General features: G+C 72.8%; 20 protein-coding genes. 13 read left to right on the plus strand and 7 right to left on the minus strand.

What is annotated here, in order from left to right; all coding sequences use genetic code 11:
* Positions 1–11 precede the first annotated feature (11 nt).
* Complete coding sequence (locus IE170_RS29825; RefSeq protein WP_189812592.1) at positions 12–692, minus strand: FadR/GntR family transcriptional regulator; 681 nt, start codon at positions 690–692, stop codon at positions 12–14.
* Between the two features lie 69 nt (positions 693–761).
* Here IE170_RS29825 and IE170_RS29830 point away from each other — a divergent pair, with 69 nt between their 5' ends.
* The 4 genes from IE170_RS29830 to IE170_RS29840 all read left to right on the plus strand — a co-directional run bounded on the left by IE170_RS29830 (position 762) and on the right by IE170_RS29840 (position 3,178).
* Positions 762–2,081: a CynX/NimT family MFS transporter gene (locus tag IE170_RS29830; RefSeq protein WP_189812593.1), complete on the plus strand. Its 1,320-nt coding sequence runs from the start codon at positions 762–764 to the stop codon at positions 2,079–2,081.
* 5 nt (positions 2,082–2,086) lie between these two features.
* Complete coding sequence (locus IE170_RS33295) at positions 2,087–2,206, plus strand: SGM_5486 family transporter-associated protein (RefSeq protein WP_263407018.1); 120 nt, start codon at positions 2,087–2,089, stop codon at positions 2,204–2,206.
* Between the two features lie 146 nt (positions 2,207–2,352).
* On the plus strand, positions 2,353–2,556 hold the full coding sequence (locus IE170_RS29835; protein ID WP_189812594.1) for a hypothetical protein: 204 nt from the start codon (positions 2,353–2,355) through the stop codon (positions 2,554–2,556).
* Positions 2,557–2,656: 100 nt separating this feature from the next.
* Positions 2,657–3,178 (plus strand): SixA phosphatase family protein, encoded by a 522-nt coding sequence (locus tag IE170_RS29840; RefSeq protein ID WP_189812595.1) that lies wholly within the window; start codon positions 2,657–2,659, stop codon positions 3,176–3,178.
* 75 nt (positions 3,179–3,253) lie between these two features.
* Here IE170_RS29840 and serB read toward each other — a convergent pair whose 3' ends face one another.
* Positions 3,254–4,453 (minus strand): phosphoserine phosphatase SerB, encoded by a 1,200-nt coding sequence (gene serB, locus IE170_RS29845; protein ID WP_189812596.1) that lies wholly within the window; start codon positions 4,451–4,453, stop codon positions 3,254–3,256.
* 463 nt (positions 4,454–4,916) lie between these two features.
* Between serB and IE170_RS29850 the strand changes: the two genes are divergently transcribed.
* Complete coding sequence (locus tag IE170_RS29850; protein ID WP_189812597.1) at positions 4,917–7,478, plus strand: ABC transporter ATP-binding protein/permease; 2,562 nt, start codon at positions 4,917–4,919, stop codon at positions 7,476–7,478.
* Positions 7,479–7,570: 92 nt separating this feature from the next.
* Here IE170_RS29850 and IE170_RS29855 read toward each other — a convergent pair whose 3' ends face one another.
* The gene (locus tag IE170_RS29855; protein WP_189812598.1) at positions 7,571–8,260 is read right to left on the minus strand and encodes a transglycosylase SLT domain-containing protein; all 690 of its coding nucleotides are present in this window, start codon (positions 8,258–8,260) and stop codon (positions 7,571–7,573) included.
* Positions 8,261–8,736: 476 nt separating this feature from the next.
* Here IE170_RS29855 and IE170_RS29860 point away from each other — a divergent pair, with 476 nt between their 5' ends.
* From IE170_RS29860 to IE170_RS29870, 3 genes are all read left to right on the plus strand, one after another.
* On the plus strand, positions 8,737–9,867 hold the full coding sequence (locus tag IE170_RS29860; protein ID WP_189812599.1) for a GAF domain-containing sensor histidine kinase: 1,131 nt from the start codon (positions 8,737–8,739) through the stop codon (positions 9,865–9,867).
* Positions 9,860–10,507: a response regulator gene (locus IE170_RS29865; protein WP_189812600.1), complete on the plus strand. Its 648-nt coding sequence runs from the start codon at positions 9,860–9,862 to the stop codon at positions 10,505–10,507. Before IE170_RS29860 ends, IE170_RS29865 begins: the two co-directional genes overlap by 8 nt.
* Before the next feature lie 162 nt (positions 10,508–10,669).
* Positions 10,670–10,915: a chaplin gene (locus IE170_RS29870; RefSeq protein ID WP_189812601.1), complete on the plus strand. Its 246-nt coding sequence runs from the start codon at positions 10,670–10,672 to the stop codon at positions 10,913–10,915.
* 73 nt (positions 10,916–10,988) lie between these two features.
* Here the strand turns inward: IE170_RS29870 and IE170_RS29875 are convergent, their stop codons facing one another.
* A complete protein-coding gene (locus tag IE170_RS29875; protein WP_189812602.1) occupies positions 10,989–11,771 on the minus strand; it encodes an Rv1486c family protein in 783 nt (260 codons plus the stop codon).
* 146 nt (positions 11,772–11,917) lie between these two features.
* On the opposite strand from IE170_RS29875, the gene IE170_RS29880 reads away from it, so the two are divergent.
* From IE170_RS29880 to IE170_RS29895, 4 genes are all read left to right on the plus strand, one after another.
* Positions 11,918–12,712, plus strand: coding sequence for an ABC transporter ATP-binding protein (locus tag IE170_RS29880; RefSeq protein ID WP_189812603.1), 795 nt, complete (start codon positions 11,918–11,920; stop codon positions 12,710–12,712).
* A gap of 44 nt (positions 12,713–12,756) precedes the next feature.
* Positions 12,757–13,185, plus strand: a complete 429-nt coding sequence (locus IE170_RS29885) for an NfeD family protein (RefSeq protein WP_189812604.1) — start codon at positions 12,757–12,759, stop codon at positions 13,183–13,185.
* 99 nt (positions 13,186–13,284) lie between these two features.
* Positions 13,285–14,304, plus strand: a complete 1,020-nt coding sequence (locus IE170_RS29890; RefSeq protein ID WP_189812605.1) for an SPFH domain-containing protein — start codon at positions 13,285–13,287, stop codon at positions 14,302–14,304.
* A gap of 107 nt (positions 14,305–14,411) precedes the next feature.
* Positions 14,412–15,182, plus strand: coding sequence for a sulfite exporter TauE/SafE family protein (locus tag IE170_RS29895; protein WP_189812614.1), 771 nt, complete (start codon positions 14,412–14,414; stop codon positions 15,180–15,182).
* 62 nt (positions 15,183–15,244) lie between these two features.
* On the opposite strand, the gene IE170_RS29900 is transcribed toward IE170_RS29895, so the two are convergent.
* From IE170_RS29900 to IE170_RS29910, 3 genes are all read right to left on the minus strand, one after another.
* Entirely contained in the window at positions 15,245–15,748 is a 504-nt protein-coding gene (locus IE170_RS29900; RefSeq protein WP_189812606.1) for an HNH endonuclease, read from the minus strand.
* 149 nt (positions 15,749–15,897) lie between these two features.
* On the minus strand, positions 15,898–16,431 hold the full coding sequence (locus tag IE170_RS29905) for a YbhB/YbcL family Raf kinase inhibitor-like protein (protein ID WP_189812607.1): 534 nt from the start codon (positions 16,429–16,431) through the stop codon (positions 15,898–15,900).
* A gap of 56 nt (positions 16,432–16,487) precedes the next feature.
* Positions 16,488–17,270: a sporulation protein gene (locus IE170_RS29910; protein ID WP_114056990.1), complete on the minus strand. Its 783-nt coding sequence runs from the start codon at positions 17,268–17,270 to the stop codon at positions 16,488–16,490.
* Positions 17,271–17,373: 103 nt separating this feature from the next.
* Between IE170_RS29910 and IE170_RS29915 the strand changes: the two genes are divergently transcribed.
* Positions 17,374–18,015 (plus strand): DNA-3-methyladenine glycosylase, encoded by a 642-nt coding sequence (locus tag IE170_RS29915; protein ID WP_189812608.1) that lies wholly within the window; start codon positions 17,374–17,376, stop codon positions 18,013–18,015.
* Positions 18,016–18,389 lie beyond the last annotated feature (374 nt).

Genomic DNA, 18,389 nt, shown 5'->3' on the forward strand with positions numbered 1-18,389 from the left:
CGGCCAGCTGCCTAGGCTTCCGGCCGCCCGCCCAGGCAGGCGTACGGGTACCCGGCCGCCTCCGCGGCCGCCGCGTCCCCGTCGCCCCGACGGATCGCCTCGATCAGCCTCGCGTGGTCCATGTGCGCCGACGGCTCCAGCACCGTCCCCACGTCCGTGCGCAGCCACTCCGCGACCAGGTCGCCCAGGTCCGCGTACAGCCCGGTGAGCACCTCGTTGTGCGAGGCGGCGACCACCGCCATGTGCAGGGCGACGTCCGCGGCGACGAACAGCCCCGCGTCCCCGCTCGCCCAGGCCTCCTCGCGGCGCGCCAGGAGCGCGTCCAGCTGGGCCATGTCCCGGTCGGTGCGCCGCTCGGCGGCCAGCCTGGCCCCCGAGGACTCCAGCGTCGAGCGGAGCTCCGCGACGTGCCGCGGGTCGGCCCCGGCGAAGCGGCGGTGCATCACTCCGGCCAGCTCGCTGGTGGCGAGGACGTACGTCCCCGAGCCCTGCCGGATGTCGAGGAGGCCGTTGTGCGCGAGCGCGCGGACGGCCTCGCGGACGGTGTTGCGGGCGACGCCGAGCAGCCCGACGAGCTCCGGCTCGGTGGGGATCCGGGAGCCGACCGGCCACTCGCCGGAGGTGATCTGGTTCCTGAGCTGGGCGATCACCTGGTCGACCAGGGCGGATCGGCGGGGCGAGGTCAGCGGCATGCGGACGGGGTCCTCTCGGTCCAGTCCGGCACGGGACGGTCATTCATCCCATGATTCTATGATGGACCCATGCCCGACGACGACACCCGCACCCCGAACGCCCTCACCACCCTGCACCGGCACCCCGCCCCGCCCGCCCAGCGCGGCCCCTCCGCTCCCCGGCCGGCCCCCTCCGGGCCGCCTGCGCAGCCCGGCCGGCTCGGCCCCGTCCTCGTCCTCGGCATCGTCCTGGCCGCCCTCAACCTGCGCCCTGCCATCACCAGCCTCGGCGCCCTCTTCGAAGAGGCCCGCACCGGCCTCGGCATGACCGGAACCGTCGCCGGGCTGATCACCTCCGTCCCGGCCCTCTGCTTCGCCGTCTTCGGCATCACCGCGCCCCGCCTCTCCCGCCGCTTCGGCCCCGCCGCCGTCGTCTGCGCCGGCATGGCCGCCGTCGCCGCCGGACTGCTGATCCGGCCCTTCGCGCAGGGCGCCGCAGGCTTCCTCGCCGCCAGCGCCCTGTCCCTGGCCGGCATTGCCCTGACGAACGTGCTGCTCCCCGTCATCGTCAAGCGCTGGTTCCCCGACCGCGTCGGCACCATGACCGGCCTGTACTCCATGGCCCTCGCCATCGGCACCTCCCTGGCCGCCGCCGCGACCGTGCCCCTGACCTCCGCCCTCGGCGGCAACTGGCGCACCGGCCTGCTCGTCTGGGCGCTCCCCGCCGCCGCGGCCGTCCTGCCCTGGCTGCCCATCGCCGCCGCCGCACGCCGCGACCGGCGCCGGGCCGACGCCGGAGCCTCCGCACCGCAGACCGGTCCCTCCGTCGTCCGCAGCCGCACCGCCTGGGCCCTCGCCGGCTACTTCGGCCTCCAGGCCACCGGCGCGTACGTCACCATGGGCTGGCTGCCGCAGATCTTCCGCGACGCCGGGGTCTCCGCCGCCTCCGCGGGCGTCCTGCTCGCCGTCACCATGGTCATGGGCGTCCCGCTCGCCTTCGTCATCCCGGGCCTCGCCGGGCGCATGCGCAACCAGGGCGCCATCGCCGCGGTCCTCGGCGCGTTCGGCCTCGCCGGCTACGCCGGCCTCCACCTCGCCCCGGCCGCCGGAGCCTGGGCCTGGGCGCTGCTCCTCGGCCTCTCCAACTGCGCCTTCCCCCTCGCCATCACCATGATCGGCCTGCGCGCCAGGACCCCGGGCGGCGTCGTGCGCCTCTCCGCCTTCGCCCAGTGCACCGGCTACCTCCTCTCCCTGCCCGGCCCCCTCCTCATCGGCGCCCTCTACCAGCACAGCGGCGGCTGGGACCTCCCGCTGGCGGTGATGGCCGGCCTCCTCCTCCCGCAGATCGCCCTCGGCGTCCTCGCCGGCCGGGACCGCACCGTCGAGGCCGAATGCGCCGTGCGAGACTGAGCGGCATGGATCCCGTACTCGAACCCGACCCGCAGAACGGCCGCAAGATGCTCGGCATCGTCCTCGGGGCCATGCTCGCCATCACCGTGGTCATCGCCGTCATCGCCACCGTCGCCGCCCCCTGACCCGCGGGGGTGGGGCTTCCCCCACCATCCCCTAGGGGGCGGGGTTCAGGGTCGCCTCGGGTGCACCCCTGATGGGCGGCGCCCCTTCGGATCCCTAGATTCGAAGGAGCCAGCCCGTCCCACCCGCACACCCACGGAGGCGGCCCATGTCGGCCCCCACGCGCCCCACCGGACCACGCACCGCCGCCGGCGCAGACGCCCGGCTGCGCTGGTGGGCCCTGGCCCTGCCCGTCCTCGCCTTCTGCCTGCTGCTCCTCCTCCCGGCCGGCTCCCGGGAAGCGCAGGCCTCCACCGGCGACACCCCCCACCTGCTCCAGGTCGGCCGCGAACTGATGCGCGCCGCCGGCTGACGCACCCCGCGCGCCCGCCCGCGCCGCGGCGCGCCCCGCCCCGCCCCCGGGCGGCGCGACACCCGGGCCCGCGCGGCACGATCCGTGGGAAGCTGGGCCCATGAGCGCCGACACACCCCGCAGGATCGTCCTCCTCCGGCACGCCAAGGCCGACTGGCCGGAGGTGTCCGACCACGAACGCCCCCTGGCGGAGCGCGGACGCCAGGAGGCACCGGCCGCCGGCCTGAAGCTGGCCGAGACCGGCATCGCCTTCGACCTGGCCCTCTGCTCCACCGCCGTCCGCACCCGCGAGACATGGAAGCTCGCCGTCCAGGAGCTGCCGCAGCGCCCCCGGACCGTCTACGAGGAGAGGCTGTACGACGCCTCGCTCGGCGAGCTCATCGCCGTCCTCAACGAGACGTCCGACGAGGTCTCCGACCTCCTCGTGATCGGGCACAACCCGGGCATGCACGCCCTCGCCGACGCCCTCGCCGGCCGCGCGGAGGGCGACGCCCTCGCCCGGATGGCCCGTACCGGCTTCCCGACAGCGGCGCTCGCCGTCGTCTCCTTCACCGGCTCGTGGAAGTCCGTCGAGCACGGCGTCGGCACGCTGCTGGACTTCTGGACCCCCAAGGACCACTGAACCCCCGGAGACCCGGAAGGCCCGAGGACACGGAAGGGCCCCGGCGGCCGGCCGCCGGGGCCCTCCCCCTTCCCGTCAGGTGAGGCCCGCGGCCTCCACCTCCTCGCGGGTGACGCCGAGCAGGTACAGCACCGTGTCGAGGAACGGCACGTTCACCGCGGTGTGCGCGGCCTCGCGGACCACCGGCTTGGCGTTGAACGCCACCCCCAGACCGGCCGCGTTCAGCATGTCCAGGTCGTTGGCGCCGTCGCCGATGGCCACCGTCTGCGACAGCGGCACCCCGGCCTCCTCGGCGAAGCGGCGCAGCAGCCGCGCCTTGCCCGCCCGGTCCACGATCTCGCCGGTCACCCGGCCCGTCAGCCGGCCGTCGACGATCTCCAGGGTGTTGGCGGAGGCGAAGTCCAGCCCCAGCCGCTCCTTGAGGTCGTCCGTCACCTGAGTGAACCCGCCGGAGACCACGCCCACCTGGTAGCCCAGCTGCTTCAGCGTGCGGATCAGCGTCCTGGCGCCCGGCGTCAGCCGCACCTCCGCACGCACCTTCTCCACGACCGACGCGTCGAGCCCGGCCAGCAGCGCCACCCGGGCGTGCAGCGACTGCTCGAAGTCCAGCTCGCCGCGCATGGCCCGCTCGGTCACCTCGGCGACCTCGGCCTCGCAGCCCGCGTGCGCCGCGAACAGCTCGATGACCTCGTCCTGGATGAGCGTGGAGTCCACGTCCATCACCACCAGGCGCTGCGCCCGGCGGTGCAGGCCCGCCGAGACCACCGCCACGTCGACCCCGATGTGCGCGGCGGCCGTGGCCAGCGCGGTGCGCAGCGGCTCGGTCGCGCAGCCGGACACGGCGAACTCGACGGCGGTGACCGGATACTTCGCGAGCCGGAAGATGCGGTCGATGTTGCCGCCGGTGGCGGTGATCCGGGCCGCTATGGCCGCCGTGGACTCCGCGGTGAGCGGGTGCCCGAGCACGGTCACGTGGGAGCGGCCGCTGCCGCGCGGCCGGTTGTCGCCGGTGCCGGAGAGGATCTCCGCCTGCATCTTGAGGGACTCGGCCCAGCTGTGCACGGTGGCCCGCAGCTCGCCCTCCGTCCCGCCGGCGGGCATGGTGACGAGGGCGCACAGGACGATGCGGCCGCGGGTGACGACCTGCTCGATGTCGACCACGTCGACGGAGTACGCGGCGAGGGTGTCGAACAGCCCGGCGGTGATCCCGGGGCGGTCCTTGCCGAAGATCTTGACGAGGAGGGTGGGGACCTCGGAGGTCTGCGAAGCGCTCATGGTGCTCTCACCGTATCTGCCCGCCCGGCGCGGGTGGACCCCCGTCCCACCCAGCGGGACCCCTTTCCCCCGGTCAGCGCGTCGGGCGGGTGGACCGCGGGTGAACGGCGGGCGGCGCGGCGTGCCGGGCCGCAGGGCGGCCGCCGCGCCCGGCGGCGACCGCCGAGTGTCACGGTTCACCAACGAAACGGGGGCCGCGGCGTCCCGACCGGGCCGGGAACCGGCCCTTCCGGGCGGGCCCGGGGGCCCCGTACGGGCCGGGCGCGGGGGCGGGGAGTCCCGTATGGCCCGCTGCGGGTGCTTTGCCCGGCGGGCGGGCCGCCCGGGGGCCTGACGGGGGCTCGATTCCACATGTCGGCCCCAGCCTGAAATAGTTCCCCAGGATGTTAGCCATCCCTAGACTCCCTGCCGTCGGACTCCCTGACGGCCGGGGAGATTCTCGGGGGACCTAAGTGGGGCTGGAGTGCCGGAACTCGTACTGGAATTGAACGGAAGGACCTGGACGCTGGACCCGTCCAGGTCGTACTCGCTGGGGCGCGACCCCCAGGGCGACGTGGTGGTCGACGACGCGCGCGTGTCCTGGCGGCACGCCACCATCGCGTGGAACGGCCGGGGTTGGGGCCTGGAGGACCACGGCAGCACCAACGGCACGTACGTGCACGGTGCGCGGGTCCAGCACACCGAACTCGTGCCCGGCACGCCGGTCCACCTGGGCAACGCCACCGACGGCCCGCGCCTGAACGTCAGCGCCGCCGCGGCCGCGCCGCAGCAGGCCGTGCCGCAGCAGCAGGCGCCGGCCTACCAGGCCCCGGCCCCCGCGTACCAGGCCCCGGCCCAGGCGCAGGCGGCCCCGGCCTACCAGGCCCCCGCCCCGCAGCAGCAGCCGCAGCAGCAGCCGCAGGCCCAGGGCTGGCCGCAGCAGCCGCAGCAGCAGGCCGCCCCGGCCCGGCAGCCGCAGTTCCCGCACCAGCAGGGCGGCGGCGCGGCCCCCGCCCAGGGAGCCGCACCCGGCTACGGCGGCGACCGCAGCCCGACGACGTTCCACCAGATCGCCGTCGGCCGCGTCATGCGCATCGGCCGCGCCCTGGACAACGAGCTGGTGGTCTCCGACCTCCAGGTCTCGCGCCACCACGCGGAGTTCCGCTCCACCGGCGGCCGCTTCGAGATCCACGACCTCGGCAGCCACAACGGCACCTACGTCAACGGCCAGGCACTGCCGAAGTCCGGCTCCGTGCTGCTCGGCCCGAACGACATCGTCGGCGTCGGCCACTCCACGTTCCGGATCGTCGGGGACCGCCTGGAGGAGTTCGTCGACTCCGGCGACGTCTCCTTCTCGGCCCGCCACCTCACGGTCACCGTCGACGGCGGCAAGCAGATCCTCAAGGACGTCACCTTCGGCGTCCCCGAGAAGTCGCTCATCGGCGTCATCGGCCCCTCCGGCTCCGGCAAGTCGACCCTGCTGAAGGCGCTCACCGGCTACCGGCCCGCCGACCAGGGCGACGTCCTCTACGACAACCGCAACCTGTACAAGCAGTTCGCGGAGCTCCGCCAGCGCATCGGCCTGGTCCCGCAGGACGACATCCTGCACAAGGAGCTGCGGGTCTCCACCGCCCTGAAGTACGCGGCCAAGCTCCGCTTCCCCGGCGACACCGCCGAGTCCGAGCGCGCCGCCCGCATCGACGAGGTCCTGCGCGAGCTCAAGCTCGACATCCACAAGGACAAGAAGATCACCGCGCTCTCCGGCGGCCAGCGCAAGCGCGTGTCCGTGGCCCTGGAGCTGCTGACGAAGCCGTCGCTGATCTTCCTGGACGAGCCGACCTCCGGCCTGGACCCGGGCATGGACCGCGACGTCATGCAGCTGCTGCGCGGCCTCGCCGACGACGGCCGCACCGTGCTCGTCGTCACCCACTCCGTCGCCGAGCTGTCGCTGTGCGACAAGCTGCTGGTCATGGCCCCGGGCGGCTCGGTCGCCTACTTCGGCCCGCCGGACGAGGCGCTGAACTTCTTCGGCTACAGCACCTGGGCGGACGTCTTCTCGGCCTTCGAGAACTACCGCGACTACGACTGGGCCGGCCGCTGGAAGGGCTCCCAGCACTACCAGCTGTACGCCGCCGACCTCGACGCGGTCGCCCCGCAGTCGGTCGCCATGCCCCCGCAGCAGATGATCCCGCCCAAGCCGCAGGCCTGGGGCTCGCAGCTGTGGACGCTGATCCGCCGCTACCTGTCGGTGATCGCCTCGGACAAGGGCTTCATGGCGCTGATGGTGGCGCTGCCCGCGGTCCTCGGCATCGTCTCCACGGTCATCCCGGCGAAGTTCGGCCTCGCCCCGCCGACCCCGCCGAGCCGGTTCAACGGCGACGCCGGCACGATCATGCTGATCCTCGCGGTCGGCATGTGCTTCTCCGGAGCCGCCAACTCGGTCCGAGAGCTGATCAAGGAACGGGTCATCTACGAGCGCGAACGCGCCACCGGCCTGTCCCGCTCCGCGTACCTGATGTCCAAGGTCATCGTCCTCGGGCTCATCACCGCCTTCCAGGGCGTGATCATCTGCGCCATCGGCTTCACCCCGCGCGAGCTCCCCGCCGAGGGCCTCTTCATGTCGCCCGCCGCCGAGCTGTGCATCTCGGTGATCGCGCTCGGCTTCACGTCGATGATGTTCGGCCTGGTCATCTCCGCGCTGGTCAAGACCGCCGAGAAGACCATGCCGCTGCTGGTCATGTTCGCCATCGTCCAGGTCGTCTTCACCGGCATCCTGTTCCAGATCTACGACAAGCCCGGCCTGGAGCAGTTCGCCTGGCTGATGCCGTCCCGCTGGGCCATCGCCGCCGCCGGCACCACGCTGAACCTCGGCAAGCTCATGGCGCCGTGGGACATCGAGCACCCGGAGAACACCGACCCGCTGTGGGACCCCACCATCGGGCAGTGGACCCTGGACGTCTTCGTCCTCGTCGCGCTCGGCGTGATCTGCGGCTTCGCCGTGCAGCGCCTGCTGCGCCGCCACGAGCCCGAGGTCATGCGCAACTAGCGCACGCCGCACGCGCGGCAACGCCGAAGGGCGGCACCCGGTTCCGGGTGCCGCCCTTCGGCGCAAGAGGCTGCCGTGCCGTCCGCGCCGGCTCAGTAGGCGCTGTTGACGTTGTCGATCGTGCCGTAGCGGTCGGCCGCGTAGTTGCAGGCGGCGACGATGTTGGCGACCGGGTCGTACTGGTCGAACTTGGTGCCGGGCACGTGGTAGGCCTTGAAGGTCGGGTAGATGACCTGGAGCAGGCCCTTGGACGGGACGCCGTTCTTGGCGTTGATGTCCCAGTTGTTGATGGCGAGCGGGTTGCCCGAGGACTCGCGCATCACGTTCTTGTGGATGCCGTGGTAGGTGCCCGGAATGCCCTCCTTCTTCATGATGAAGAGGGCTTCCTTGATCCAGCCGTCCAGGTTGTTCGCGAAGACGGGGGTGCGGGCGGCGGCGCGGCTGGCGGCCGCCTTGGCCTCACGGGCCTTCTTCGCCTTGGCCTCGGCCTCGGCCTTCGCCGCGGCGTCCGCCTTGGCCTTGGCCGCGGCGGCCTGCTGGGCGGCCTTGGCGGCGACGGCCTGCTGCGCGGCCAGGTTCGCCTGAACGGTCTCGGCCTGGACGGCGCCCGCGACCTGAGTCCACGCCGCGGGAGCGGCGGCGGCCTCGGCCTGGCCGGAGTTCCCGGCACCGCCGGGAACCAGGGTGGCGGCGAGGGCGGCGGCGCCGAGGGCGGCGACGGTGGCGAAGGACCTCTTGTGGGCCTTCGTCAGACGACGGCCGGGGGTGTTGATCTCGGACATGCGTGGACAACCTCTTCGAATCGCGGGAGCCGCAGGAGGGCGGCCTGCGGATCGGGGGGATCCGCGGCGCCGTGCGACGGAGGCAATTCTTAGCGGCGGCAAAATCCTGTGGCAAAGGTGTGACGTACGATCCCGCTTAGTGGATCAGGTCGCTGCCCCGAACCCGGATTTCCGCTGGCCGCACCGCCCGGAGCAGCATTGATGTCGCCTTTACCCATCCACTACGCTCCTTCGTAAGTGACCTGGGTCCTATGCGCGGGCTCACATCGGCCGCGTAACAGTTTCACCCGGCGTTGCCAAAGCAATGCAATGCGTCACCGAAGTCCGACTCCGGGAGGACCCGCGCCGGCCAAGCGCTCCTCCCCAGGTCGGAGAAAGGCGCCTCCGACCGGCGCTCCCGGCTCGGCCCCCTCCGGCTCCCGCCCTAGGACCCGCGCCCGATCCCGCAGGTCACAGCCCCGAGTACGGTGATCCCCATGGACCACGGACCCCGCAGCGGCCTCGCCGCCGTCAGCACCGCGCTGCTCGCCATGAGCCGGCGGCTGGAGGTACGCGACGTCCTGCGCACGATCGTCGTCGAGGCCCGCGCCCTGCTCGGCGCCCGCTACGCCGCCCTCGGCGTCCCCGACGACCACGGCGGCTTCGCACAGTTCGTCGTCGACGGCATCAGCGAGGAGCAGTGGCGCCGCATCGGCCCCCTGCCCCGCCAGCACGGCATCCTCGCCGCGATGCTCCACCAGGACGGTGCCCAGCGCCTCGCCGACGTACGCAAGGACCCCCGCTTCGAGGGCTGGCCGGCCGCCCATCCCGAACTCGCGGACTTCCTCGGCCGCCCCATCCGGGACGGGGAGGAGACCCTCGGCGCCCTCTTCCTCGCCAACAAGCACGCCCCCGGCGGCTTCACCGAGGAGGACGGCGAACTCCTCGGCCTCCTCGCCCAGCACGCCGCCATCGCCCTCACCAACGCCCGCCTGTACGAGCGCAGCCGGGAGCTCACCATCGCCGAGGAGCGCTCCCGCCTCGCGCACGAGCTGCACGACGCCGTCAGCCAGAAGCTCTTCTCCCTCCGCCTGACCGCCCAGGCCGCCGCCGCGCTCGTCGACCGCGACCCGGCCCGCGCCAAGGACGAGCTCCACCAGGTCGCCGCCCTCGCCGCCGAAGCCGCCGACGAACTGCGCGCAGCCGTGACCGAGCTGCGCCCCGCCGGCCTCGACGAGGACGGCCTGGCCGCCACCCTCCGCGGCCACGTCCGCGTCCTCGACCGCGCGCACACCGCCCGCACCACCTTCACCTGCGACGGCGTACGCGCCCTGCCCGCCGCCCAGGAGGAAGCCCTCCTCCGGGTCGCCCAGGAAGCCCTCCACAACGCCCTGCGGCACTCCGGCGCCGACCGCGTCGACGTCGTGCTCGCCCGCCGAGGGACGGGCGCGGTCCTCACCGTCGCCGACAACGGCAGCGGCTTCGACCCCGCGGCCGTCCGCGCGGCCGGACGCCACCTCGGCCTCGTCTCCATGCGGGACCGGGCCGCCGGCGCCGGCGGCCGCCTCACCGTGCACTCGGCGCCCGCCGCGGGCACCACGATCGAGATGGAGGTACCCGGTGGCTGAGACGCCCGGCCGGATCCGCGTCCTGCTCGTCGACGACCACCAGGTCGTCCGGCGCGGCCTGCGCACCTTCCTGGAGGTCCAGGACGACATAGAGGTCGTCGGCGAGGCCGCCGACGGCGAGGAGGGCGCGGCCCGCGCCGAGGAGCTGCGGCCCGACGTCATCCTGATGGACATCACGATGCCCGGCACCGACGGCATCGAAGCGCTGCGCCGGCTCCGCGCCGCCGACAACCCCGCCCGGGTCCTGGTCGTCACCAGCTTCACCGAGCAGCGGACGGTCGTCCCGGCCCTGCGCGCAGGCGCCGCCGGATACGTCTACAAGGACATCGACCCGGACGCGCTGGCCGCGGCCATCCGCTCCGTCCGCGCCGGGCACGTACTGCTCCAGCCGGAGGTCGCCGAGGCGCTGCTGTCCCAGGAGGACCAGCCGGCGTCCGGCCGCGGCGGCTCCCTGACCGAGCGGGAGCAGGAGGTCCTCGGCCTCATCGCGGACGGCCGCTCCAACCGGGAGATCGCCCGGGCGCTCGTCCTGTCGGAGAAGACGGTCAAGACGCACGTCTCGAACATCCTCATGAAGCTGGACCTCGCCGACCGCACGCAGGCGGCGCTCTGGGCCGTCCGGCACGGCGCGGCCGGCTGAGCCGCCGGGCCGGCGGGCCGCCGCCGAGCCGTCCATCTTCCGTTCCGAATGTCATACCGTCGGGTGCATGTCGCCCACACGGCGTATCCCGCCCGGCGCCGGGCCGTTCTCCAGTGCGCGCCGGAGCCGCCGGCCCCGGCAGACGTACGGAGGACGAGGAACGTGAAGAACACCAAGAAGGCCACCGCCGCCGCCCTGATCGCGGGCGGCCTCCTCGCCGCGGGAGCGGGCGCCGCCGCCGCGCACGGCGGGGCGTGGGCCTCCGGCGAGGCCGCCGGCTCGCCCGGCGTCGCCTCCGGCAACCTCGACCAGGTCCCCGTGCACGTCCCCGTGAACGCCGCAGGCAACGCCGTCACCGTGATCGGCCTGCTGAACGGAGCCTGGGGCAACACCGCCGCCAACGGCTGACCCGCCGCCCCCCTGCCGCCGGCCCCGCCTCCTCCCTCTCCCCGGAGGCGGGGCCGCGCCACACCCCGGGGGCTCAGCCCCGCTCCCGCTCCTCCACCGCCGCGTTGTACGCCGCCACCAGCGCCCGCCGCGCCACCCGCTCCACCGGACGCAGCGCCTCCGCCCGCGCCGCCATCTCCGACGCCGCCACCGCACCGCCGTGCCCGCGCTCGTACGCCAGCGACACCAGCAGGTCCACCCGCTGCGCCAGCGCCAGCACCCGCACCGCCCGCGCCGGATACCCCGGCGCCAACCCCTCCCGCCCGGCCTCCGCCCGCGCCCGGTACGCCGACACCGCGGCCTCCGCCGCCGGCCCCGAGGCCGCCACGTCCAGCCGCGTCAGCACCGCCGTCGCCTCGCGCACCGCCTCCGCCAGCTCCCGCTCCGCCTCGCCCAGCGACGGCACGTCGGCAGGCGGCGCCTCCCGTACGGGCATGCACCGCCACACCACCTCGACGTGCAGGTCCCCCGCGGGCCCCGCCTCGGCCACCTCCGGCACCAGCCCCAGCGCCGCCCCCACGGCGACCACCGCCTCCCCGGCCTCCAGCGCGCGCGCATTGAACTCGGGAGGCCCGCTCAGCCCCAGCGGATGCCCCGGCGCGGGCAGCGCCACCCGCAGCCCCGTCACCCCAAGGGCCCGCATCCGCCCCAGCGCCAGCGTCAGCCCGACCGGAACCGGCTCACCCGGCAGCCCCGCCACCCGGTGCACGGCGTCCCCGCCCACGATCGACGACGCGGCCCCGTCGGGCGAGACCAGACCGGCCAGCAGCGCGTTCCCCCAGGCGGCCAGCCGCCCTGAACGTGGTTCGAAAAGCATCCCCCCACTCTACGGACCGGCCCGGAACCGCCCCGGCAGCCGGGCTGGCGCCCGGACCCCGCCCCGAGTGGCGTAGGTTTTCCCCTGGGGCTGCGCACACACCGGCGCACAGACGAACCGAGACCTCAAGGGGAGACAACGCGCTCATGAGCGATGTACTGGAGCTTCAGGACGTATCCGTGGTCCGCGAGGGCCGGGCTCTGGTGGACCAGGTCTCCTGGTCGGTGAAGGAAGGGGAGCGCTGGGTCATCCTCGGCCCCAACGGCGCCGGTAAGACCACCCTGCTCAACATCGCCTCCAGCTACCTCTTCCCCACCAAGGGCACCGCCACCATCCTCGGCAGCACCCTCGGCAAGGTCGACGTCTTCGAGCTCCGCCCCCGCATCGGCATCGCCGGCATCGCCATGGCCGACAAGCTCCCCAAGCGCCAGACCGTCCTCCAGACCGTCCTCACCGCCGCGTACGGCATGACCGCGACCTGGCAGGAGGAGTACGAGGAGGTCGACGAGCAGCGCGCCCGCGCCTTCCTCGACCGCCTCGGCATGACCGACTACCTCGACCGGAAGTTCGGCACCCTCTCCGAGGGCGAGCGCAAGCGCACCCTCATCGCCCGCGCCCTGATGACGGACCCCGAGCTCCTCCTCCTCGACGAGCCCGCCGCCGGCCTCGACCTCGGCGGCCGCGAGGACCTCGTACGCCGCCTCGGCCGCCTGGCCCGCGATCCGCTCGCGCCCTCCATGGCCATGGTCACCCACCACGTCGAGGAGATCGCCCCGGGCTTCACCCACGTCCTGATGATCCGTCAGGGCAAGGTCGTCACCGCCGGCCCCATCGACCTCGAACTCACCTCCCGCAACCTCTCCCTCTGCTTCGGCCTCCCGCTCGTCGTCGAGCGCACCGAGCACGACCGCTGGACCGCCCAGGGCCTGCCCCTGCGCTGACCCGCACCCTGTCCCGACCGCGCCCCCCGACCTACCATGAACGCGTGGACATCGACGCATGGGTGTGGTGGCTCATCGGCGCGGTCGGACTGGGCATCCCGCTCGTCCTGACCGCCATGCCGGAATTCGGCATGTTCGCGGTCGGGGCGCTCGCGGCCTCCGCCACCGCGGCACTCGGCGGCGGCATCGTCGCCCAGGTCCTCGTCTTCGTCATCGTGTCGGTCGCGCTCACCGCGGTCGTCCGCTCGATCGCGAACCGCAACCGCCACCAGCGCCCCCAACACCGCAGCGGGATCGACGCGTTGAAGGGCAGAACGGCCGTCGTCGTCGAACGCGTCGACGGCAGCGGAGGCCGCGTCAAGCTCGCGGGCGAGATCTGGTCCGCCCGCGCCCTCGACGCCGACGCGGCCTACGAACCCGGCAGCCAGGTGGACGTGGTCGACATCGACGGCGCAACCGCCGTCGTCATGTGAGCACTTGAGCCAAGCAGCCGACCCGCGGCCCCGGGGTCTGCGAGACTCCGAACGCATCAACGGGGCAGCACAGACAGCCGGAAGGGCACGGGGAACCGCATGCAACCGATCATCATCGTCCTGATCATCCTGGTGGTTCTGGTCTTCATCGCCCTGGTCAAGACGATCCAGGTGATCCCGCAGGCCAGCGCAGCCATCGTCGAACGGTTCGGCCGCTACACCCGCACCCTCAACGCGGGCCTCAACATCGTCGTCCCCTTCATCGACTCCATCCGCAACCGCATCGACCTCCGCGAGCAGGTCGTGCCGTTCCCGCCCCAGCCGGTCATCACCCAGGACAACCTCGTCGTCAACATCGACACCGTCATCTACTACCAGGTGACCGACGCCCGCGCCGCGACCTACGAGGTCGCCAGCTACATCCAGGCCATCGAGCAGCTCACCGTCACCACCCTGCGCAACATCATCGGCGGCATGGACCTGGAGCGGACGCTCACCTCCCGCGAGGAGATCAACGCGGCGCTCCGCGGCGTCCTCGACGAGGCCACCGGCAAGTGGGGCATCCGCGTCAACCGCGTCGAGCTCAAGGCCATCGAGCCGCCCACCTCCATCCAGGACTCGATGGAGAAGCAGATGCGCGCCGACCGCGACAAGCGCGCCGCCATCCTCCAGGCCGAAGGCGTCCGCCAGTCCGAGATCCTGCGCGCCGAGGGCGAGAAGCAGTCCTCCATCCTCCGCGCCGAGGGCGAGGCCAAGGCAGCCGCCCTGCGCGCCGAGGGCGAGGCCCAGGCCATCCGCACCGTCTTCGAGTCCATCCACGCCGGCGACGCCGACCAGAAGCTCCTCGCCTACCAGTACCTCCAGATGCTCCCGAAGCTCGCCGAAGGCGATGCCAACAAGCTCTGGATCGTCCCCAGCGAGATCGGCGACGCCCTCAAGGGCCTCTCCGGAGCCATGGGCAACTTCGGCCCCATGGGCAGCGGCGGCTCCGGCTTCAACCCCCTGAACTCCGCCAAGTCCGGCGCGAACAACGGCGGCAGTGGCAGCAACGGCGGCCACGCCGCCAACGGCAACGGCGCCAACGGCACCGAACGCCGCGAGCAGCCCCCCATCGACTGACCCGCGCGCACACCGGGCCGTCTCCTCCTGCATGATCAAGGAGGCCCCTCGACCTCAATGGCGGGGAGGCGTCCACCTATGCAAAGGAGATGGCCCGGTCCATGTCCATGTCCGTCTGGGAATCACTCGCGGTCTTCGCCGCCGGCATCGGCGCCGGCACCATCAACACGATCGTCGGCTCCGGCACCCTCATCACCTTCCCGGTGCTGCTCGCCACGGGCCTCCCGCCCGTCACGGCGAACGTCTCCAACACCCTCGGCCTGGTGCCCGGCTCCCTCAGCGGCGCCTTCGGCTACCGCCGGGAGCTCCGCGGGCAGCGCGCCCGCGTCCTGCGCCTCGGCGCCGTCTCCGCCGTCGGCGGCCTCGCCGGGGCCGTCCTGCTCCTGACCCTGCCGTCGGAGTCCTTCGACACCATCGTGCCCGTGCTCATCGGGCTCGCCCTCGTCCTCGTCGTCCTCCAGCCCCGGCTCGCCGCAGCCCTCCGCAAGCGCCGCGAAGCCGCCGGCGCGGACGGCGCGGACCCGGACGGCGGCCCCGCCCTCGCCGGCGGCATGCTGCTCGCCAGCGCGTACGGCGGCTACTTCGGCGCCGCCCAGGGTGTCCTCTACCTCGGCCTGATGGGGCTCCTGCTCCGCGAGGACCTCCAGCGCATCAACGCCGTCAAGAACGTCATCGCCGCCATCGTCAACGGCATCGCCGCCGTCTTCTTCCTCTTCGTCGCCGAGTTCGACTGGACGGCCGTCCTCCTCATCGCCGCCGGCTCCACCCTCGGCGGCCAGATCGGCGCCAAGGTCGGCCGCAGGCTCCCGTCGGCCGTGCTCCGCGGCGTCATCGTCGCCGTCGGCACCGTCGCCATCGTCCAGATGCTGCTGCGCTGACCGCGCCGCACCCCGGACACGCCGGAGGCCCGCACCCCTCGGGGGCGGGCCTCCACCCGTTCCTACGCAGTGCTGCCCAGCCACTCCGGCAGCGCCTCCCGGCCGCCGGCCCCCAAGGCCAGCAGCATCGCGTCCGCCGGGGACGGCACGAACGGCTCCCGCAGCAGCGGCATCCCCGCCTCGTCCGGAGTCCGGTCCGCCTTGCGGTGGTTGTCCTCGGCGCACGACGCCACCGTGTTCAGCCAGGTGTCCCCGCCGCCCTGAGCCCGCGGCACCACGTGGTCCACGGTCGTGGCCCGCTTCCCGCAGTACGCGCACCGGTGCTGGTCCCGCACCAGCACCCCCCGCCGGGACCACGGCGCGTGTCTTCGGAACGGCACCCGCACGTACCGGCACAACCTGATCACCCGCGGCATCGGCAGGTCCACGGCGGCCGCGCGCACACGCAGTTCCGGATGCGACTGCTCGACCACTGCCTTGTCCTGGAGAACCAGCACGACGGCCCGGTTCAGGGTCACCGTCGACAGCGGCTCGAAGCTCGCATTCAGCACCAGCGTGTCCCGCATCTCGCCCACCTCCCGTGCGCAGGCCCGCGTCCACCCTGGCTGCAGGGCCCGCAACCACTCTGGCTGCGCGCGCCACGCGGGACAACGCATTAAAAATGCCCGGTCCCGGCCTACTTCAGACCTGGACCGGGCGAACGGGAGGCGAACGATCAGCCCGCCGGCGCCTCGTACTCACCGATGAGCTGGGCGCGCCCCAGCGTGTGGAACCGCAGGTTGAACCCGACCACGGCGGGCGAGGCGTCCGGGCCGGGGCCCAGCTTCTCCCGGTCCACCGCGTACACGGTGAACACGTACCGGTGACGCTCGCCGGCCGGCGGCGCCGCCCCGCCGAAGTCCCGCGTCCCGTAGTCGTTGCGGACGTGCACGGCACCCGCCGGCAGCCCCTCGAACTTCCCGCTCCCGGCGCCCGCCGGCAGCTCGGTCACGGTGGCGGGCAGGTCGAAGAGGACCCAGTGCCAGAACCCGCTGCCGGTCGGCGCGTCCGGGTCGAAGCACGTCACGGCGAAGCTCTCCGTCCCCTCCGGGAACCCTTCCCAGCGCAGGTGGGGGGAGGTGTTCCCGCCCTCCAGGACCTGGCCGCCGGCCAGCTCCCCGCCGTGCCGGAGATCGTCGCTCACCACCGTGAACGAGGCGACTTCCGGGTGGAAGGCGTGGGGGAGGGGAGCCCTGTTCTGCTCGGCCACTGCTGAACCTCCTGATCGCGGACCGGTGCCGGACCGCACCGGCACCGGCACCGAGCCTAGAACCAGTTGCGCTGCGAACCGACCGACGCGATCCACTCGTTGAGGTACGCGGCCCAGTCGGTCTGCTGGTACGACTGCAGCCCCACCCGGAAGCAGCGGTAGGTGTCGCTGCCCTCGGAGAACAGGCCGGCCTTCTTGTCCATCTCCAGGACGACGTCCATCTCGGAGCCGTCGGCGATGAAGGTCAGCTCGACCTGGTTCAGGCCCCGGTACTGCGCCGGCGGCAGGAACTCGATCTCCTGGTAGAAGGGCAGCGTCTGCCGCGTGCCGCGGATGTGCCCGCGCTCCATGTCCGCGCTGCGGAACGTGAAGCCCAGCCGGCGGAACCCGTCCAGGACGGCCTGCTGCGCCGGCAGCGGATGCACGTTGATCGGGTCGAGGTCGCCCGCGTCCACGGCGCGCGCGATCTCCAGCTCGGTGCTGACGCCGATGTTCATCCCGTGCAGGTGGTGGCCCTCGAAGTGGGTGATCGGGGTCTCCCAAGGGATCTCCAGCCCGAACGGCACGACGTGCTGGGCGCCCGCCTGCACCTTGAAGGCACCGCCGAGGCGCTGCTTGGTGAAGACGATGTCCTGCTTGTACTCCTGGTCGCCGCCCTCCACCTCGACCTTCGCCTGCAGCCCGACCGACAGGCCTTCGATCTGCTGCTCCACGGATCCGCCCTGGATGCGGACCTCGCCCTGCACGATGCCGCCGGGCACGACGTTCGGCTCGGTGATGACCGTGTCGACGGACGCACCGCCGGCACCCAGCGCGGCGAACAGCTTCTTGAACCCCATGATCTGCTCCGACTCCCCTTGAAAGACGTGTGCGACTAACCCCTACCAACGCGGAACCCTAGGCGCCGGTTGCAGGAGCGCGTGTTCCAGTACGCTCGACCGGATGAGCGCGCGCCCCGACCGTACGCCCCTGCCCCGGTCCTTCTTCGACCGGCCGGTCCTCACCGTGGCCCCGGACCTCCTCGGCCGCATCCTGGTCCGCCGCACCGAGGAGGGCCCCATCGAGCTCCGCATCACGGAGGTGGAGGCCTACGCGGGCGAGTCCGACCCGGGCTCCCACGCCTACCGCGGCCGCACCGCGCGGAACGCGTCGATGTTCGGACCGCCCGGACACGCATACGTCTACTTCATTTACGGCATGTGGTTCAGCCTGAACCTGGTGTGCGGTCCGAAGGACCACGCGAGCGGTGTCCTGGTGCGGGCCGGAGAGATCACAGTGGGCGCCGAGCTCGCCCGCAAACGTCGACTCTCGGCCAAAAACGACATGGAACTCGCCAAGGGCCCGGCCCGTCTGGCGACGGCCCTCACGGTGGACCGCTCCCTGGACGGCACGGACCTGTGCGCCGGCCCCGGCTCACCGCTGTCCCTGCTGACGGGGGCGTCCGTCACATCCGACCAGGTGGGCAACGGTCCGCGCACGGGGGTCGGCGGCGCGGGGGCGGCCCACCCGTACCGGTACTGGATCGACGGCGACCCGACGGTCAGCCCGTACCGGGCCCACGTGCCGCGTCGGCGCTCCACTTGACTCGGGCCCGACGGACGCCTAACGTAGCCCGAGCCGTAGGAACAGGCAGCTGTCACCGACAGCCCCTGGGAGGCGGCCAAAACACCACCGAGCACTTCACCCCTGGCGGGGTCGCATTCGGCATGTCCGTATTCGATTTCCTCCGGCTCGATTATGAGTTGCGGGGAGCGAGCGCTAAAGTGGTGGAACGCCGAAAGGCAAAGGCCCCAGCGGCCTTGGATTGAAAAGCGAAGGCCCCCAACGGCCTCGGATCGAAAACCGGACCGGAAACGGTACGGAAGATGATCTGGTAAGGTTGGAAACGAAGAACGAAAGCCCGGAGGAAAGCCCGAAAGGGTGAGTACGAAGGAAGCGTCCGTTCCTTGAGAACTCAA

It is taken from the genome of Streptomyces toxytricini, from assembly GCF_014649915.1.
GTDB lineage: Bacteria > Actinomycetota > Actinomycetes > Streptomycetales > Streptomycetaceae > Streptomyces > Streptomyces toxytricini.

Bases quoted from the DNA above. Each gene is read 5' to 3' on its own strand.
- IE170_RS29825 (WP_189812592.1), bottom strand. From the start codon at position 692: ATGCCGCTGACCTCGCCCCGCCGATCCGCCCTGGTCGACCAGGTGATC.
- IE170_RS29830 (WP_189812593.1), top strand. From the start codon at position 762: ATGCCCGACGACGACACCCGCACCCCGAACGCCCTCACCACCCTGCAC.
- IE170_RS33295 (WP_263407018.1), top strand. From the start codon at position 2,087: ATGGATCCCGTACTCGAACCCGACCCGCAGAACGGCCGCAAGATGCTC.
- IE170_RS29835 (WP_189812594.1), top strand. From the start codon at position 2,353: ATGTCGGCCCCCACGCGCCCCACCGGACCACGCACCGCCGCCGGCGCA.
- IE170_RS29840 (WP_189812595.1), top strand. From the start codon at position 2,657: ATGAGCGCCGACACACCCCGCAGGATCGTCCTCCTCCGGCACGCCAAG.
- serB (WP_189812596.1), bottom strand. From the start codon at position 4,453: ATGAGCGCTTCGCAGACCTCCGAGGTCCCCACCCTCCTCGTCAAGATC.
- IE170_RS29855 (WP_189812598.1), bottom strand. From the start codon at position 8,260: ATGTCCGAGATCAACACCCCCGGCCGTCGTCTGACGAAGGCCCACAAG.
- IE170_RS29860 (WP_189812599.1), top strand. From the start codon at position 8,737: ATGGACCACGGACCCCGCAGCGGCCTCGCCGCCGTCAGCACCGCGCTG.
- IE170_RS29875 (WP_189812602.1), bottom strand. From the start codon at position 11,771: ATGCTTTTCGAACCACGTTCAGGGCGGCTGGCCGCCTGGGGGAACGCG.
- IE170_RS29880 (WP_189812603.1), top strand. From the start codon at position 11,918: ATGAGCGATGTACTGGAGCTTCAGGACGTATCCGTGGTCCGCGAGGGC.
- IE170_RS29890 (WP_189812605.1), top strand. From the start codon at position 13,285: ATGCAACCGATCATCATCGTCCTGATCATCCTGGTGGTTCTGGTCTTC.
- IE170_RS29895 (WP_189812614.1), top strand. From the start codon at position 14,412: ATGTCCGTCTGGGAATCACTCGCGGTCTTCGCCGCCGGCATCGGCGCC.
- IE170_RS29900 (WP_189812606.1), bottom strand. From the start codon at position 15,748: ATGCGGGACACGCTGGTGCTGAATGCGAGCTTCGAGCCGCTGTCGACG.
- IE170_RS29910 (WP_114056990.1), bottom strand. From the start codon at position 17,270: ATGGGGTTCAAGAAGCTGTTCGCCGCGCTGGGTGCCGGCGGTGCGTCC.
- IE170_RS29915 (WP_189812608.1), top strand. From the start codon at position 17,374: ATGAGCGCGCGCCCCGACCGTACGCCCCTGCCCCGGTCCTTCTTCGAC.